Genomic DNA, 17,212 nt, shown 5'->3' with positions numbered 1-17,212 from the left:
ACGGCAGATGTAGATTCCGAAACCTCGAATCGATGCAGAACGGAGATGCGGGATTGTCGTTAGATTCCGAGCGTCGGCACCCAAACGGCCTGCGGGAGGACGTCGACGATGGCCAACACCGCGATGAGGAAGGTGCCGACGACGATGGCCGCCGCAGGTGGGTCGAGGTGCGTGTCGGCGTGCGCGTAGAACACTCGTTGGACGACCTCCCCCGCGAGCGCGCACACGACGCCGAAGATACCACCGACGACCAACGCAGGTAGCAGCGGAACCGCCGCTGCGACTTCGGAAGGTGGCACTTGCATCACCGACGTTCCCGCCGGAGCGAGCGCGAGTGCCGCCGTGCTCGCGGGGAGGCTGATGTGATGGGTGACCGGAATCTGCTCGACGCCGCAGTTCAGGAACACCAGACTCGCGGCGCTGATACCGAATGCGAGGAACGGACTTCCCGTCTTGTAGGCGATGAACGCTGCGAGGATACCGACCGTGAGACCGATGGTCGCCACGTTCGCCCACTCGTACTGGTGGGGGAGCCACGGTTCGACGACGAATCGACCTTCTGCGGCCGGTCCACCGTCGGTGACCGGTTCGTCGGGCATCATCCCGCCGCCCTCCGTGGCTGCTTCGCCGATGACGCGGCGTTCGCCGTCTTCGAATGGCTTCATGTTGAGGATGCCACCGCTGGTGTCGCCGATGAGGTCGTAGCCGAAGACGAGCCTGTGCACGACGGCGGAGAGCACGACGCCCATGGCGATGGGGTCGTAGGGCATCGAGAACGACGACGAGAGGACCGTTAGCCAGTAGCCGAGGATACCGAACACACCACCGACGGCAAGTACGTCCGGCTTCGTCCCCTGCGCGAATGCGATGTCTTTCGCGTTGTGGTAGTCGAATCCGGACTCCATGTATCCCCGCTTCGCGGCGTAGGCGGCTGCGGCCGCACCCCCCGCGAAACTGATCGCTGGTGAGAACGGCGCGCCGAACGCGATAGAGCCGGTGATGCCAACCGCTGCAAGCTCGCCCGCCGCGCCCGACCCGGTTGCACCTGCCACGGTTTTGCCGATGATGTTCGCGGACTCGCCAGCGATGACCATGAAGCCGGTGAAGATGAACGCTGGGAGTGCCCCGAGCGCCGCACCGAACGCACCGCCAGCGAAGGCGGCGATGATCATCTCCAGCGCCCAAAGATCTGAAACGGCCATCTCAGTCACTTCCCTCCCGTGCCCAATCCAGCGAGCGTTCGACCGCCTCCTGCCACCGATAGTACTTCTCGTCGAGGTCGGCTCCGGGGTCGGTCTCGAACTCGCGGTCGACCTGCCAGTTGTTTCGGAGTTCGCCTACCGATTCCCAGTAGCCGACCGCCAGACCTGCCGCGTACGCGGAGCCGAGTGCGGTCGTCTCGTCCACGACCGGACGGACGATATCCGCACCGAGGATGTCGGCCTGTAGCTGGCAGAGGAAGTTGTTCTTCACCGCGCCACCGTCAACGCGCAGGGTTTCGACTTCGATACCGCTGTCGGCTTCCATCGCTTCGGCAACGTCGCGGGTCTGGTAGGCGATGCTTTCGAGCGTGGCGCGAACGACGTGTTCCTTTCGCGTGCCGCGAGTCATCCCGACGATGGTGCCGCGAGCGCGCTGGTTCCAGTGGGGTGCGCCGAGGCCCGTGAACGCGGGGACGACGTAGACGCCGTCGGTCGAATCGACGCTCCGCGCGAGGGTTTCGGTCTCCGCAGCGTCGGCGATGAGGTCCATGTCCGAGAGCCACTCGATGGCGGCACCCGTGACGAAGATGGAGCCTTCGAGGGCGTACTGGACGGGTTCGCCCGACCGCTGGAAGCCGACCGTCGTGAGTAGACCGTGCTCGCTCTCGACAGCCTCGTTCCCAGTATTCAGGAGGAAGAAACTCCCCGTCCCGTAGGTGTTCTTCGCGTCACCCGCGTCGAAGCAGGTCTGGCCGAACAGGGCGGCCTGCTGGTCACCGAACGCGCCAGCGACCGGAACCTCCGCACCGAGGAAGCCCTCGGTGTCGGTCGAACCGTACGTTGCGTCGTCGCTCGACGGCCTGACCTCGGGAAGCATCGTGCGCGGAACGTCGAACTCCGCACATAGGTCGTCGTCCCAGTCCATCTCGTGGATGTCGAACAGCATCGTCCGCGAAGCGTTCGTCACGTCCGTTACGTGCTCGCCCGTCAGGTTGTAGATGAGCCACGAGTCGATAGTGCCGAACAGCACCTCGCCGTCGTCGGCTCGGTCGCGCAGGTCGGCCGGGCGTGCGCGTTGGGTTTTGATCGGGTCGGCGTTGTCGAGGAGCCACTCGGCTTTCGTCGCCGAGAAGTAGGCGTCCGGTTCGAGCCCCGTCTTCGACCGAACGTCCTCGGTCTTGCCGTCGGCTTCTAGCTGTTCGATGCGGTCGGTCGTCCGGCGGTCTTGCCAGACGATGGCGTTGTGAACCGGTTTGCCGGTGTCCGCATCCCACAGCAGGGTCGTCTCCCGCTGGTTGGTGACTCCGAGTGCCGCTAGCTGGTCGGCTTCGATACCGGCCTCAGCGAGGGCGGACTGGATGACCGATTTCGTGTTCTCCCAGATTTCGAGCGGGTCGTGCTCGACCCATCCCGGTTCCGGATAGATCTGTTCGTGCTTCTCGTAGTCATTCGCCACCACGGTTCCGGCGTGGTCGAATACCATGAATCGCGTCCCGGTCGTTCCCTGGTCGATGGAGCCGACGTAGGCGTCGTCAGAAGCCATGCCCGTAATGCGTAGCGGAAACAGATAAACTATGGTTACAACAGTCTAACTTCAAACTTTTTCAGAATTTTTTCATTTTCTCCTTATTATCTTTCGATCAGAAACGTTTCGATGGCCATTCCATTTCAGTACAGGTGCTGTTTCGCGGTGAAATAAACCGCCCGAATCACCGTCTCCGACGTCCGAACCTTCCCGAAACCTACCGAACCCGAACATTTATCAACCAACGAACTGACATCTCACTCGTGACGTGTCCGGTTCCACCTCACGCTGGCGGAAATCCAGGGCCAGCGATTGCTTTTCGTCGGGTGGAGCCTCGAAGCTAAGCCGGTTGGACGGCGACGGTCGGGGTGAACCCCGGCGGGTCGTCCTCACCGTGTCGAATTTCGCATCTGACCGAACCCAAGAAATCCGAAGAACACAGCCCAACACACAGCTATGACCAGCATGGATCCACAGGAGTACTACGACGAACTCGGCGACGGTGAGTGGCAGCGTCTCGAAGCCACCCCTGTCACCCGAATCGAGTTCGCACAGACGATCGACTACCTCGACGAACACCTTCCCGATTCGGGTCGTATCCTCGACGCGGGCGGTGGGCCCGGCCGGTACGCCATCTGGCTCGCGGAAGCGGGGTACGAGGTCGAACACGTCGACCTCAGCGACGAACTCGTTCGCATCGCCCGCGAGCAAGTCGAAGAACGCGACCTCGAATCCAGTGTCACCTGCCAGCAAGGCGACATCTGCGACCTCCCATTCGAGGACGATAGCTTCGACGCGGTTTGCTGTCTCGGTGGCCCGCTCTCGCACGTCGTGGACGCGGACGACCGGGCGCAAGCGATGGCCGAACTCCGACGAGTTGCGACCCCCGACGCACCAGTCTTCGCATCGGTCATCGGTCGGCTCACCACACTCCGGGACATCGTCAAGCACGTTCTCGACGATTCCCACTCGATCCTCTCCGATATCGCTGAGACGGGCGACTACACCGCCGACCTCGTAAACGACGAGGGCTGGGCGGAGTGTCACTTCTTCCGCGCCGCCGAGCTAGAGACCGAACTGGAGTCGGCAGGCTTCACCATCGAGAAGATCGTCGGTCTGGAGGGCATCGCGTCGAACATGGCTCCCGAACTCGCGGAGGCCGACGACGAAGCGGTAGAAGACGTTCGGGAGGTCGTCAGGACGCTCCGGGAAGACCGCGCAGTCGCGGACTTCTCCGAGCACATCCTGGCGGTCTGTCGCGCGTAGCGAAGCGAAAACGAATTCCGACTCAGTGTCGCGTGCGCCAACTCGATATTGCGATATTCGAATCAGTATCGCGTCGTTCGTCCCGCCGCAGCCCACGGGTCGGTCGGCGCGTCGGTCGGTACGCGAACGTCTCGGTTCTGCAACTGTGCGGCGCGACCAGCGAACTGCCAGCGTTTGCCGTGCCACGTCTCGGCTTCGTCTTCTGCGGCGGCCAGCTCCTGGGCTCTGAGGTGGGCGTTGATAGCGGCGGCTATCGCGGCGGCCTCTTCCTCCGAGGCGTTCGGCGGAATCGAGAGGTTCACGTCTGCGAACCCTTCAGAGTGGGATGTTGCCATGTTTCTTCTCGGGTTGGGATTTGCGCTTGCTCATCAGCATCTCCAGGTCGTCGATGAGTCGCGGTCGGGTGTCCTTCGGTTCGATTACGTCGTCAACGAAGCCTCTGTCGGCGGCGGTGTAGGGGTTGGCGAACTGCTCGCGGTACTCGTCGATGAGTTCGTCCCGGCGCGTTTCCGGGTCGTCCGCCTCCGCGAGTTCTGAACTGTAGAGGACGTTCACCGCCCCCTGTGGTCCCATCACCGCGATCTCGGAGGTGGGCCACGCGTAGTTCACGTCCGCGCCGATGTGCTTCGAGGCCATCACGTCGTAGGCCCCGCCGTAGGCTTTCCGGGTGATGACGGTCAGGAGCGGCACCGTCGCTTCCGAGAAGGCGTAGAGCAGTTTCGCACCGTGACGGATGATGCCGCCGTGTTCTTGGTCGGTGCCGGGCATGAAACCGGGCACGTCGACGAAGGTGAGGATGGGGATGTTGAACGAGTCACAGAAGCGAACGAACCGCGAACCTTTCTCCGACGATTCGATGTCGAGCGTTCCGGCGTTGACTCGCGGTTGGTTAGCGACGATACCGATAGAGCGCCCGTCGAGGCGAGCGAAGCCGACGACGAGGTTCTTGGCGTAGCCCTCCTGCACCTCGAAGAACGAATCTTCGTCCACGACGCCCCCGATGACCTGTGTGATATCGTACGGTTTGCGTGGCTGGTCGGGAACGACCGATTCGAGTTCCTCGTCTCGACGCTCCGGGTCGTCCCACGGTTCGACGCGCGGCGGGTCTTCGACGTTGTTCTGCGGGAGATACGAGAGCAGTCGGCGGATATCGTCTAGTGCGTCCTCTTCGCTGTCTGCTGCGAAGTGTGCGACCCCGCTCTCCGAGGTGTGGGCTTTCGCGCCACCGAGTTCCTCGAACGTGACTTCTTCGCCCGTAACCGTCTCGATCACGTCCGGGCCGGTGATGAACATGTGGCTCGTGTCTTTCACCATGAAGATGAAGTCCGTGATGGCGGGCGAGTAGACCGCACCTCCCGCACACGGCCCCATGATCGCCGATATCTGGGGAACGACACCGGATGCCTGCTGGTTGCGATGGAAGATGTCGGCGTAGCCTGCGAGAGAGGCTACACCCTCCTGAATCCGCGCCCCTGCCGAGTCGTTCAGCCCGATGATGGGCGCACCGACCTCCATCGCGCGATCCATCACTTTCGTCACTTTCTCGGCGAACACCTCGCCGAGCGAGCCACCGAAGACGGTGAAGTCGTGCGCGAAGACGAACACTTTGCGCCCGTTCACATCTCCGTATCCTGTCACGACACCGTCGCCGTAGACCTGTTTCTCTTCCATCCCGAAGTTGTGGCTTCGGTGGGTGCGTAGCTGGTCGAACTCGTTGAACGTGTCGTCGTCGAGGAAGTATTCGACGCGCTCGCGCGCTGTCATCTTCCCCTTCTCGTGTTGTTTCTCGATACGCTCTTCGCCGCCGCCTTTCTGGGCTTCGCGGCGTTTCTCTCGCAGTTCGTCGATCCGTTCGTCCATCGTCACGGTCGAACCCTCCGGATACTCATTGCGCGTTTGCAGGACGACTGACCGGAAAAGAGTTCCGTACTACAACAGCGAGTAGATGTTGAGCGCGAGGGTTGCAACCAGAAACAGTGGGAGTACCGTCCGCACGCTCCAGAGCCACGGCATCCCGAGCAAGTGCGCGACTCGGCCTGCGCCAGAGCCGTACTCGGCGAGCGCATCACCTCCCAGTATCCATCCGGTGAAGACGAGGAAGCCAGCGAGTCCGGCGGTGAGCATCAGATCGACCAGCGTCCCGGCGACGAAATCGAACAGTTCGGGATTGAACGCACAGAAGGTTCCGGTGACCAAAACCAGTCCAGCGAGTCCCAGCGTCGCGTTCCGTCGGGAAATGTCCTGTTCGTCCACGAGATACGCGACGGGGATCTCGAGCATGCTGATGGAACTCGACAGTGCGGCGAAGAGGATCGCGCCGAAGAAGCCGACTGCAACCACCTCACCGTAGGGTACCTGCTGGAATGCCCCGGCGACGCTCACGAACAGCGCGCCCGGCCCGCCAGCAGATGCGGTTTCGTCGAGGCCACCCAACTGGGCGAACAGGAGCGGAAAGACGACGAGTCCTGCGAGGACGCCGACACCGGTGTTAAGGACGGCGATGATGCTTCCGTCGAACGCGAGGCTGTTGTCCTCCCCGAGGTACGAGGCGTAGGTTATCATCGTCCCGACGCCGAGCGAGAGGGTGAAGAGTGCCTGTCCGGCGGCGGCGCGGAGCATCCCGACAGGATCCTGCCGGAGCGGTTCGGGGTCGAAATCGAGGAAGAACGACAACCCTGCATCTGCGCCGGACTGCGAGACGGCCCAGCCAGCGAGCACCGCGAGCAGGACGATGATGAGGGGCATCATCACCTTCGTCGCCTTCTCGATACCGCCCCGGACGCCACCGAGGACGACGATCGCAGTCAGGGTGAGGAAGGCGACGTGAAAGGCGGCGGCTTGCGACCCGAAACTGATAGCATCGAAGTACGCGCCGGGCTGACCGAAGTACGACCCGGTGAAACTCGCAGCGAAGTACCGGACGATCCAGCCGCCGACGACGCTGTAGAACGACAGCAAGACGAGTGCGGTCAGGACGCCGAACAGACCGACGAAGCCCCACGATTTGGTGCCCGGCGCGAGGCGCGCGAGTGCACCTGCGGGATTTCGGTTCGAACGTCGCCCGATGACGAACTCCGCGAGGAGTCCGGGGACGCCGACGAGCAAGACGAGAATCAGATAGACGACGAGAAAGGCGCTGCCGCCGTATTCGGCGGTCATCCACGGGAAGCGCCAGACGTTGCCGAGTCCGACCGCGCTTCCGACCGCTGCGAGGATGAAGCCCAGTCGACTCGTCCAGGATTCGCGTGCCATTGCTATGCACTCGTCCGGCGGAGAGTTATGAGAGTTTCGAGTCGTAAACCATCAAACTGCTAAAATTACGATTGGTCGGCTTTGCCGTTGCAGTTTTAAGTAATATACTGGGACTGAATAAACCCGGTCGGTTACGATTTTACAGCTAGATAGGACTAGCGAGGAAATCTATCGGTACGGCAAAAAATGAACCACCGTGGTTCTGTTCGATGTGGTTTCAGAAGAACGTCATCAGGCTCAGCGCGAGCGTGCCGATGACGGCGACGAAGACGACCACACGGACGTGCCAGAGCCAGATCGGGCCGAGGTTGGTTGCGGTTCCGAGACCGCGTCGGAGTTCGCTGACCGCACCCTTCCCGTACACCCAGCCGACGAAGGTGACGGTGAGGACGACGCCCAGGGGAAGTAGGACGTTCGACGCGATGGTGTCGAACTGACCGAGCGTGGCGGAGTCGAGTGCGGACGGGATCCCGAGGAGGAACACCAGCGTCCCGATACCGACGGTGAGGATTGGTCGGCTCACGTCGTAGTTGTCCACGAAGTACGAGACGACGACTTCGAGGAGACTGATGGCGGACGAGAGTGCTGCGATGAGGAGGATCACGAAGAATATGGTTCCGATGATCCTTCCACCAGGTAGCTTCGAGAATGCCTGTGCGAGTGTGATGAAGATCGCACCTGCACCGGCCTCACCTGGTTCGATGTTCTGCGCGAACAGGAGCGGGAAGACGACGAATCCCGCGAGCACACCAATGAAGGTGTTCAGGACGACGATACTGAGACCGTCGCCGACGAGGTTGTCGTCGCCGTCCAGATAGGAGGCGTAGGTTATCATCGCCCCCATCCCGAGCGAGAGCGAGAATAGCGCCTGTCCGACGGCGTCCGGGATGACCGTCTGGTAGTTGTTGGCGATGACGCTGAAGTCCGGATTGAGGAAGTACTCGTATCCGGCGGCAGCACCGTCGAGGGTGAACGCCCACACAGCCAGTCCGACCATGAGGATGGCGATGGATGGAACCATGACTTTAGTGCCGACTTCGATACCTTTCTCGACGCCGAGGGCGACGATACCGATGACCAGCAGCATGAAGAGGCCGTGGAACAGTATCGCGCCGGTTCCGGACGCGATCTGGCCGAAGTAGGCCTCCGAACCGCCGAAGTACGCCCCGTTCAGGCTCCCGATGACGTACTGGATGACCCAGCCACCGACGACGCTGTAGTACGACAGGATCCAGAAGCCAGTGAACAGTCCGAGGACGCCGATGATTCCTGCGACAGGCCCGCCGAGGTTCCGGAACGCATCGACGATGTTCTTCTTCGTTTTCCGTCCGACGACGAACTCCGCGAGCATGGCCGGAAGCCCGATCACGACTGCCGCGATCAGGTAGACGAAGAGGAACGCTGCACCACCGTTCTCTCCCGCCATGTACGGAAATCGCCAGATGTTGCCCAGTCCGACTGCACTCCCGACTGCAGCAAGGATAAACCCTACTCTTGATGTCCAGGTCTCTCGTTGTGACATGCTTGTGCGTGCCATTCTTAACTATGAGTTATAAACGGTGCGATGTATATTAATCGGCCATATTTTTTTATATTGATTGGCAAAAATTAGTCGAAAAATGCAATATTGGGGCCACCGTCTGCAATCTTCAAAATAGTGTCAACAATTATCGAACTGCTCGACGACAGTTTTCGGAGAGTTTACTCCCTGGTATCAGTCATCTTTTGCCGGTAATCAAACCTCGCCGTACACCGGTACCGCCGCCCCACTCGTCACACTTGCGGCGTCACTGCAGAGGAACAGGACGACTTCGGCGATGGCCGCTGGCTCGACCCACGAGTCGTGATCTGCGTCGGGCATCATCTCCCGGTTCGCTGGCGTGTCGATGACGCTGGGCATGATCGCGTTCGCCCGGACGTCGCCCCTGTTCTCCTCGGCGATGGTCTCGGTGAGCAGACGAACGCCCGCCTTCGACGCGCGGTAGGGGCCATCCCCCGACCCACCTTCGAGTGACGACCGGGCACTGACGCTGACGATCGCCCCGTCGCGGTCGCGGAGGTGCGGGATGGCGTATTTCGACGCGAGGAACATCGTCTTCAGGTTCACGTCGAAGAGGAGGTCGAAGGTCTCTACGTCCGTCTCCTCGATGGGAGAGCCACCTTTCCACGTCCCCGCGATGTTTGCGAGGGAGTCGATCCTGCCGTGGTCGGCGACGGCCTCGGAGACGACCGACTCGACATCGGACTCGTCCGTAAAATCTCCCCGATAGAAGTCCACTCGGTCACCGTCGAGGAGGGCGTCGTCGTCACTCGGTTCGACCACGTCCGTCGCACAAACCGTCGCTCCTGCGTCGTCGAAGGCGGCACAGACCGCGCTTCCGAGTGCGCCGCTCGCACCCGTGACGAGTGCAACATCGTCGCTGAAATCGAACGTCGCGTTCATGCTTCTGGTGTCGGTCTCGGGACGGATAAAAACGAGGTGGCTACTTTCTCTATTTTGCTGGCGGATGAGTTACCGCAGTGACGGATTATCGAAAGACCACGAGGGCTCTCTGGGACGACGTAATTGCGGGCACTACTCGATGAAGGCATGAGAGTGGTCTCACACAGATAAGATAGAGCCGGTGCCGGAAGACGAGACACGCACCCGTCGACCCAGCCAAACGAACTCCTTTTCAGCCAACCCCACCAATCGGAATCCAATGAACGTACTCGTCGTGGGAGCGGGCGCGATGGGTCGCTGGTTCGGCGAGTCGATCGACTGCGACCTCGCGTTCGCCGACGCGGACCCGGCGGTCGCCGCGGATGCCGCCGAGACGGTGGGCGGGCGAGCGGTCGCGCTGGACACGGAGGAATCCTTCGACGCGGTCTGTCTCGCCGTGCCGATTCCAGCGATCGAGGAGGCCATCGCGGAACACGCACCGAACGCAGAGCACGCACTGCTGGACGTGAGCGGCGTGATGGCCGACGCAGTGGGAGCGATGGCCGAGCACGCACCCGACCGCGAGCGAATGAGCCTTCATCCGCTGTTCGGCCCCGACAACGCACCGGGCAACGTGGCCGTCGTCGCCGACGAATCCGGGCCAATCACCGACGACCTGCTCGCCGACCTCGAATCCCGAAGCAACACGCTGGTCGAGACGACGCCCGACGAACACGACGACGCGATGGCGACCGTGCAAGCGGGGACGCACGCTGCCGTCCTCGCGTTCGCACTCACGGCGGCCCCGGTCCCGGAGGGGCTCCAGACGCCCGTGTACGACGACCTCGTCGCGCTCGCGGAGCAGGTCACCGACGGTGACCCTCGCGTCTATGCCGACATTCAGGCCACCTTCGACGGTGCTGAAGGTGTGGCAACTGCAGCCCGGCGACTCGCGGATGCCGACCCGACCGAATTCGAGCGACTGTATCGAGAGGCGAGCGAATATCGTAGGACGAACGAAAAGCGAGGTGAAAACGAATGAACGCAGACCAGCGCGAACAGGTACGATCGAACGCGAAGTACCTCCGCGACGTGCGCCCGATCGACCCGGACGAGATCGCCGACTACGTCGAAGGCCAACCGCATCCGGCGGTCGTCCGGCAGGTGCTCCGCGAGGAAGCGCTCGATCTCGACCTGGTCGAACGCGACGACGGCACCTTCGAACCCATCTCCGAAGAGCCGGTATCGCCGGATTTCCGCGGCGTCGAATCTTTCCCAGATGTCTACAGTCGCAAACTCGAAAACCTGCTCGTCGAGGAGTTCGGCGTGGGGTGGCCCGATGGCGAGTCAGGTGACGAACTGCGTGAGACCATCCGCCGACTCAAGGAGGACTACTTCGCGCAGAATCCCGTCGAGTACGATTACCGGGTCGCGCTCGGCTACGCGCTTTACCACCTGCCGGACTACTACGCAGTCGTCCAGTACGTGCTCTCGGAACTGGCAGCACAAGGTCTCCTCCCCCGAAAACTCCGCGTGCTGGACGTGGGTGCCGGAGTCGGCGGCCCCGCCCTCGGTCTCCACGATTTCCTGCCCGAAGACGCCCTCGTCGAGTATCACGCTGTCGAACCCGGTGACGCCGCGGACGTACTCTCCGCGATGCTCGAAGAAACGCGGGGGAACTTCCACTCGACGGTTCACCGCGAGACGGCGGAGGCGTTCGAGCCGAACGCCTCGGAGCTTGGTTCCGAGGAGGCACGGGACTCGTCGAGGGAACCCCACACCGAGTACGACCTCGTATTGTTCGCCAACGTCCTGAGCGAGTTGGAAGACCCCGAAGCAGTCGTCCGGAAGTATCTGGACTACCTCGCACCGGACGGGTCGATGATCGCTATCGCTCCAGCGGACAAGAACGCCAGCATCGGCCTACGGGAGGTCGAACGCAGCGTTGCCGACCGAACTACCGTCTACTCGCCCACCCTGCGGCTCTGGCCCGGCGAGCAACCGAGCGATAGAGGCTGGTCGTTCGACGTGAAACCGGATCTCGACGTTCCGGCGTTCCAGCGTCGGTTGGACGCTGGGAAGAGGGTGGACGAAACGGATGGCGGGAGTGGGGACGAAGCAAATGGCAAGAGTGGAAACGATGACAAAGACGTAGCTGACGGCGAGTTCGTCAACGTAGACGTGCAGTTTTCACACGTCATCCTTCGCCCCGATGGCCAACTGAAACGCGAGTTCACCGCCGACCCGAGTCGGTCGGCGAAGATGGCGGAGATGGAACGCCACGTCACGGAGCGGGTAGATATCGTCGCGGTGAAGCTCAGTCACTCGCTGGCGGAGGGCGGAAACGACGTGTTCAAGATCGGAGACGGAAGCGAACAGGTCGGACACTTCGCGGTGATGACGAAGGAGACGATGCTGAACCGCACACTCCGTGAAACGGAGTACGGTGCCCTCCTCGCATTCGAAGACGTACTCGTGCTCTGGAACGAGGACGAGGAGGCGTATAATCTCGTTGTGGACGAAAAGACGGTGATCGACCGCCTTTAGCTGCTTTTGATCTGCCGTTAGTTCGCCTCAGCGCACTCGCGGACGAACTTGTAGTACCTCCCGAACTTCCCGGCGTCGTTCGGTGATAACGGAATCTCGTTTTCTGCCAACAGTTCGACTGTTCTTCGTGGCTCACACTCGAACCAGATGGACAGTATGTCTACGTTACGCTGGGCGTATTCGTAGTTGAGTTCGAGTGTCCGAGCGTCGATGACGTTTCCCTCCGCCATGTCCATCTAGACAAAGTGGGCGTCGAAGCATAAATCCATGTGATACGTTAATTAACAATCCTGATTTACAACACAGGTAAGTTGTCCTGGTAAAAATGTCAGACGGATGCAAGACGGATGCAAGACGGATCGACGCATCGGAGCAAGAGGGTTCCTGGACAGGCAGACGAGGATATCGGGGAAGATGACGCTCGGGTACTCATACGAGGAACGGAGCACTTTTGCGCCCCCGTTCCGACCCCATCTGCATGAGTGACCCGCTAGAGATTCTCCTGACGAACGACGACGGTATCGACAGTCCCGGTATCCGCGCGCTGTACGATGCGCTACAGGGGGTCGGAAACGTCACGACCGTCGCACCCGCGACCGACCAGAGTGCAGTCGGGCGAGCGATGTCCTACGAGGCAGAGGTAACGGAGCACGAACTCGGCTACGCCGTCGCAGGAACGCCGACCGACTGCGTCGTCGCCGGACTCGCCGAACTCGGGCCGTATCCCGACATCGTCGTCTCGGGCTGTAACAACGGTGCGAACCTCGGCGCGTACGTCCTCGGACGTTCCGGAACCGTCAGCGCCGCCGTCGAAGCCGCGTTCTTCGACGTGCCCGCCATCGCCGTCTCGCTCCACGTCCCGAACCACCTCTGGCCCCACGACACGACGATAGAGGAGTACGACGAGGCTGCGAGAGCGACGACCTATCTCGTGGAGAACGCCTCCGATGCTGACGTCTTCGAGCAGGCCGATTATCTGAACGTCAACGCTCCGATGCCGGACGACGAACCCGCGCCGATGGAGGTGACCCGACCGTCTCACGTGTACGATATGGACGCGACGAACGAAGGCGGCGTCGTCACGCTCCACGACCGAACGTGGGAGCAGATGGGTGATGGGACGCTCCCAGACCCCAAAGGAACCGACCGCCGCGCTGTGTACGAGGGGAAAGTCAGCGTCTCTCCGCTCACCGCACCACACACCACTGAACACTACGAATCGCTGGACGAACTGGCGGAAACGTATCACGACTAGCGCTACCGTTTTATCCACTCGATTCCAACCCGCGCTGATGAGTCGGGGATGGGGGGACAGCAGTGCGTCACACTGACATCGAACAGTACGGACTCGATGCAGTGCCGATGAACGTCGCAGTTCTCGACGAACGAGGAGTCATCGTAGCGACGAACCATGCCTGGGAAGAGTTCGGTCAAGAGAACGGGCTTTCAACGACAATCGGCGTCAACTATCTCGACGTGTGCGACGACGCGGAAGACCCAGATGCACGCGCCGTGGCGGCTGGTCTCCGTGACGTGTTCGAAGAAAAGCGGTCGGAGTTCACGTGGGAATATCCGTGTCACTCACCCGACGAACGGCGCTGGTTCGTGATGCGTGCCGTTCGGGCGACCGATTCCGAACCGTACGTGGTCGTCACGCATCTGAACGTGACCGAGCGCAAGGAACACGAGTTCCAGATCGAACGCTATCTGACCACCATCAAGAACGTCCCGCTCGTCCTCTTCGTCTTCGACGGCGATGGCGTGTTCACCCTCTCGGAAGGTCGCGGTCTGGAAGCACTCGACCTCGACGACGGTGAGGTGGTCGGCGAATCGGTGTTCGACCGTTACGCAGACTTTCCGGAAATCGTCGCCGACTGCACGCGCGCGCTCTCCGGTGAGCGCGTCCGCGCGACCACCGAAGTCGCCGACACGGTCTTCGAAGTCGTCTATCAGCCAGTATTCGACGATTCGGAAGCTGTCGACCACGTCGTCGGTGTAGCTAGAGACGTGACGAAGCGAGAGCAACACGAGCAGATCTTCGCCGCGTTATCGGATCTCACGCGAGTGTTGCTGGAAGCGCAGACCACAGACGAGGTGTGCGACCTCGCGGTCGAAGGGGCCGAGGAGGTACTCGACCTTCCGACGACGCTCATCGCGCTCTACGACGAATCATCGGGAGAACTCCTCGTTCGTGCCCAGACACCATCGACCGAAGGATTTGCTGACAGATTGGGTGTCGACGAGTCCATCGTGTGGGAGTCGTTCACGGAGAACACCCCTCGGTTCGCCGACGACATGGCCGTCCTTCCACTCGGAACGCACGGCGTGTTCGTCACGACGGTCGCAGACGACACCACGCTCGACGTCGCGGAACTCTGTGCCGCCGCGGTAGAATCCGCACTCGGACGTGCAGAACGCGAACGAATATTGCGAGAACAGGAGACGACGCTCCGCAAACAGAACGACGCGCTCGAACGACTCAACGAACTGAACGAGGGTATCCGACGCATTGACCGGGCACTCGTCGAGGCCAGAACCCGCGACGAGATCGAACGGGCTGTCTGTCGGCGTTTGACGAGTGGCGGGCCGTATCGGTTCGCGTGGGTCGGCACCGACGACCCCGCGACGCGGGTCGTCGTTCCGTGCGAGTGGGCAGGCGTCGAACGGGGGTTTCTCGACGCTATCTCTCCCGAGATGGAGGACGATACCAGCGATCCGACGAGTGTGTCACTTCAGACGGGACAAGTGCAGGTCGTCCAGGACATCCTTCGTGATTCACCATCCGAAACGTGGCGACGTGAAGCGTTGAAACGCGGCTATCGGTCGGCCTGTGCACTCCCATTGCGCTACGAAGATGCGGTCTACGGCGTGCTTACCATCTACTCGGGACAGGTGGGGACGTTCGACACGTTGGAACGCTCCGTTCTCGAAGACGTGAGTCAGACGGTCGGGTACGCCATCAACGCCGTCGAGAGCAAGAAAGCACTCGCGGGTGGCGAGGTGGTCGAACTGGAGTTCGACGTTGCAGACACGGCAGTCGTGTTCGTGGATGTCGCTCGTGAAGCGGAGGGTTCTGTCGAGTTCGTTGGAGTGGTGTCGAAACCGGACGGTGTGCTCAAATCGATCTTCCTCGTTCGAGACGTCCCACCCGAGACGGTGCAGGAAATCGCGGCTCGGTCGCTCGAAGTCGTCGATATCGAACACGTGAGCAACCGAGACGAGGTCTCGTTGTTCTCGGCGTCGTTGACGAAGTCGAGTTTCGTTGCCACGCTTCTCGACCACGGTGCCGTTCCAGAGTCGTTCGTGGTCGACGACCCCCCCGGTCGCGTCGTCGTTCGGCTCTCTGCAGATGCGGACGTTCGAACGCTCGTCGAGGTGCTCAAGACTCGGTTTCCCGAGGTGGAACTGCGGAGCAGTCGCAAACGAGAACGACAGTGGGCGACCAACGATTTCGAATCGCTGCTCGCCGAGACCCTGACCGACCGCCAGAGAGAGGTGTTGGAGACGGCTTACTACAGCGGATTCTTCGACTCACCACGAAAGAGCACTGGCGAGGAGATCGGACAGTCGCTCGACATCTCCCAGCCGACGTTTCAGCATCATTTACGGGTCGCTGAGCGAAAATTATTGCGAGGACTCCTCGACGAACGCGATATCTAGATAGATAGCCCCACCCGTTTTCCAGTACGTTCATCCTAGCTAGAAGCGACTTACCCTGTCATTCCCTTCCGAGGGATATGGAGATCGGGATGCAAAAACGAACAAACGACCGGGGAGACGGCCACTTGACGGTGGATGTTCTCGATGCCGTGATGGAGGCCGCTGGCTACGAGGACCTGGGGGCGTTCGAGTCGTGTCTGTACGACGTTATCGATCCAGACGCACTCGATTCACTCTTCCACCAACGATCAGTAGATGGATACGTCGAATTCACGTGGGATGGATTCGAGGTACGTGTCCACAGCGACGGTCAGGTGGAAGTTTCCGACACGTAGCGATGGTCGATCGGATGCCAGGCTCCGATACCCCATCCTGTGACGAACACGTCTGTACGACCTGTGGTGGTGCCATCGAACCCTCGGCGTGGCATCCGGTGATCGCTGAAACCGATGCCAGTGGGACACTTCGGCTGTATCCCTTCTGTCGCCCCGACTGTCAAGACGAGTGGACTCGCACGTATCGGGACTGAAATCCAGGATACGTCCTAGGGAATCCACCTTCCCCGGTCGCTGGCCGAAGGAATTCACGTTCTTCCGCGAATCACGACAGACCGAAGGAATATATTCGGACGAGCGTTTTTGCACGACCATGAACCCGACATTCGTCGAGTTGCTGCAGAACAATTCGAACCACGCAAGCGAGTTCCAGTCACGATTCGACGACGTACAGAACTCCCAACACCCCTCGGTAGTCACCGTCTGTTGCTCGGACTCTCGCGTCTTGCAAGACCAGATGTGGGAAAACGACGAGCCAGGGCAGATCTTTACGTGTGGCAACATCGGTAACCGAGTCGTTCAGCGAACCGAATCCGGCGAGGTGGTCTCGGGAGACGTCCTCTACCCGGTCGAACACACGGGAACTGAAACCATCGTCGTCGTCGGACACACCGGTTGTGGCGCCGTCACGGCGACGTACAACGACCTGACGAGCGGAATCTCCGAACCACCAGGAATCGAGCACTGCGTCGGACTGCTGAAACCGCACCTCGAAGCGGGCGTCGATGCGCTCCCCTCGGACGTGAGCCGAACTGAGGCCATCAATCGGCTCGTCGAGTACAACGTCGACCGGCAGGTCGAGTTCCTCGTCGAGAGCGACGACATCCCGTCCGACGTCGATATCGTCGGCGTCGTCTACGACTTTCAGGACGAGTACACCGGGCGTCGAGGGGAAGTCCACGTCATCAACGTCGATGGTGAAACGGATGTCGAGGTTCTGCGACGCGACCACCCGGAGATCGATTCGCGGATCGAACGACTCTGGGAGTACTGAGCATCCTCC

The 17,212-nt window shown here is 61.3% G+C and carries 16 protein-coding genes; 8 read left to right on the top strand and 8 right to left on the bottom strand.

Annotation, left to right across the window (positions count from 1 at the left end):
• Positions 1–59: 59 nt before the first annotated feature.
• Both ACR3FE_RS01765 and glpK read right to left on the bottom strand, forming a co-directional pair.
• On the bottom strand, positions 60–1,202 hold the full coding sequence (locus tag ACR3FE_RS01765) for a DUF7973 family transport facilitator (RefSeq protein WP_458204936.1): 1,143 nt from the start codon (positions 1,200–1,202) through the stop codon (positions 60–62).
• Between the two features lies 1 nt (position 1,203).
• A complete protein-coding gene (gene glpK / locus ACR3FE_RS01760; RefSeq protein ID WP_458204934.1) occupies positions 1,204–2,745 on the bottom strand; it encodes a glycerol kinase GlpK in 1,542 nt (513 codons plus the stop codon).
• Positions 2,746–3,183: 438 nt separating this feature from the next.
• Between glpK and ACR3FE_RS01755 the strand changes: the two genes are divergently transcribed.
• On the top strand, positions 3,184–3,993 hold the full coding sequence (locus ACR3FE_RS01755) for a class I SAM-dependent methyltransferase (protein ID WP_458204932.1): 810 nt from the start codon (positions 3,184–3,186) through the stop codon (positions 3,991–3,993).
• A 62-nt stretch (positions 3,994–4,055) separates the two neighbouring features.
• Here the strand turns inward: ACR3FE_RS01755 and ACR3FE_RS01750 are convergent, their stop codons facing one another.
• The 5 genes from ACR3FE_RS01750 to ACR3FE_RS01730 all read right to left on the bottom strand — a co-directional run bounded on the left by ACR3FE_RS01750 (position 4,056) and on the right by ACR3FE_RS01730 (position 9,688).
• Positions 4,056–4,328 (bottom strand): DUF8022 family protein, encoded by a 273-nt coding sequence (locus tag ACR3FE_RS01750; protein WP_458204931.1) that lies wholly within the window; start codon positions 4,326–4,328, stop codon positions 4,056–4,058.
• Complete coding sequence (locus ACR3FE_RS01745) at positions 4,309–5,853, bottom strand: acyl-CoA carboxylase subunit beta (RefSeq protein ID WP_458204929.1); 1,545 nt, start codon at positions 5,851–5,853, stop codon at positions 4,309–4,311. Before ACR3FE_RS01745 ends, ACR3FE_RS01750 begins: the two co-directional genes overlap by 20 nt.
• Positions 5,854–5,922: 69 nt before the next feature.
• Positions 5,923–7,245 carry a sodium-dependent transporter gene (locus ACR3FE_RS01740; RefSeq protein ID WP_458204928.1) on the bottom strand — a complete coding sequence of 441 codons (1,323 nt, stop codon included), beginning with the start codon at positions 7,243–7,245 and terminating at the stop codon, positions 5,923–5,925.
• Between the two features lie 217 nt (positions 7,246–7,462).
• Positions 7,463–8,767: a sodium-dependent transporter gene (locus tag ACR3FE_RS01735; protein WP_458204926.1), complete on the bottom strand. Its 1,305-nt coding sequence runs from the start codon at positions 8,765–8,767 to the stop codon at positions 7,463–7,465.
• Positions 8,768–8,980: 213 nt separating this feature from the next.
• Positions 8,981–9,688, bottom strand: coding sequence for an SDR family oxidoreductase (locus ACR3FE_RS01730; protein ID WP_458204925.1), 708 nt, complete (start codon positions 9,686–9,688; stop codon positions 8,981–8,983).
• Between the two features lie 259 nt (positions 9,689–9,947).
• Between ACR3FE_RS01730 and ACR3FE_RS01725 the strand changes: the two genes are divergently transcribed.
• A complete protein-coding gene (locus ACR3FE_RS01725; protein ID WP_458204923.1) occupies positions 9,948–10,709 on the top strand; it encodes a prephenate dehydrogenase/arogenate dehydrogenase family protein in 762 nt (253 codons plus the stop codon).
• Positions 10,706–12,214: a small ribosomal subunit Rsm22 family protein gene (locus ACR3FE_RS01720; RefSeq protein ID WP_458204921.1), complete on the top strand. Its 1,509-nt coding sequence runs from the start codon at positions 10,706–10,708 to the stop codon at positions 12,212–12,214. Before ACR3FE_RS01725 ends, ACR3FE_RS01720 begins: the two co-directional genes overlap by 4 nt.
• Before the next feature lie 17 nt (positions 12,215–12,231).
• On the opposite strand, the gene ACR3FE_RS01715 is transcribed toward ACR3FE_RS01720, so the two are convergent.
• Positions 12,232–12,450, bottom strand: a complete 219-nt coding sequence (locus ACR3FE_RS01715; RefSeq protein WP_458204919.1) for a hypothetical protein — start codon at positions 12,448–12,450, stop codon at positions 12,232–12,234.
• Between the two features lie 242 nt (positions 12,451–12,692).
• On the opposite strand from ACR3FE_RS01715, the gene surE reads away from it, so the two are divergent.
• The 5 genes from surE to ACR3FE_RS01690 all read left to right on the top strand — a co-directional run bounded on the left by surE (position 12,693) and on the right by ACR3FE_RS01690 (position 17,203).
• Positions 12,693–13,469: a 5'/3'-nucleotidase SurE gene (surE, locus tag ACR3FE_RS01710; protein ID WP_458204917.1), complete on the top strand. Its 777-nt coding sequence runs from the start codon at positions 12,693–12,695 to the stop codon at positions 13,467–13,469.
• A 62-nt stretch (positions 13,470–13,531) separates the two neighbouring features.
• A complete protein-coding gene (locus ACR3FE_RS01705; protein ID WP_458204916.1) occupies positions 13,532–15,874 on the top strand; it encodes a bacterio-opsin activator domain-containing protein in 2,343 nt (780 codons plus the stop codon).
• A gap of 89 nt (positions 15,875–15,963) precedes the next feature.
• Positions 15,964–16,209: a HalOD1 output domain-containing protein gene (locus tag ACR3FE_RS01700; protein ID WP_458204914.1), complete on the top strand. Its 246-nt coding sequence runs from the start codon at positions 15,964–15,966 to the stop codon at positions 16,207–16,209.
• A gap of 14 nt (positions 16,210–16,223) precedes the next feature.
• Positions 16,224–16,403 (top strand): DUF7576 family protein, encoded by a 180-nt coding sequence (locus ACR3FE_RS01695; protein ID WP_458204913.1) that lies wholly within the window; start codon positions 16,224–16,226, stop codon positions 16,401–16,403.
• Positions 16,404–16,522: 119 nt separating this feature from the next.
• Positions 16,523–17,203, top strand: a complete 681-nt coding sequence (locus ACR3FE_RS01690) for a carbonic anhydrase (protein ID WP_458204912.1) — start codon at positions 16,523–16,525, stop codon at positions 17,201–17,203.
• The last annotated feature ends 9 nt before the right edge of the window (positions 17,204–17,212 follow it).

This window comes from Haladaptatus rarus (genome assembly GCF_054177585.1).
Note: the sequence above shows the minus strand (reverse complement) of the source record. Positions and strands in the feature narration are given on the sequence as shown.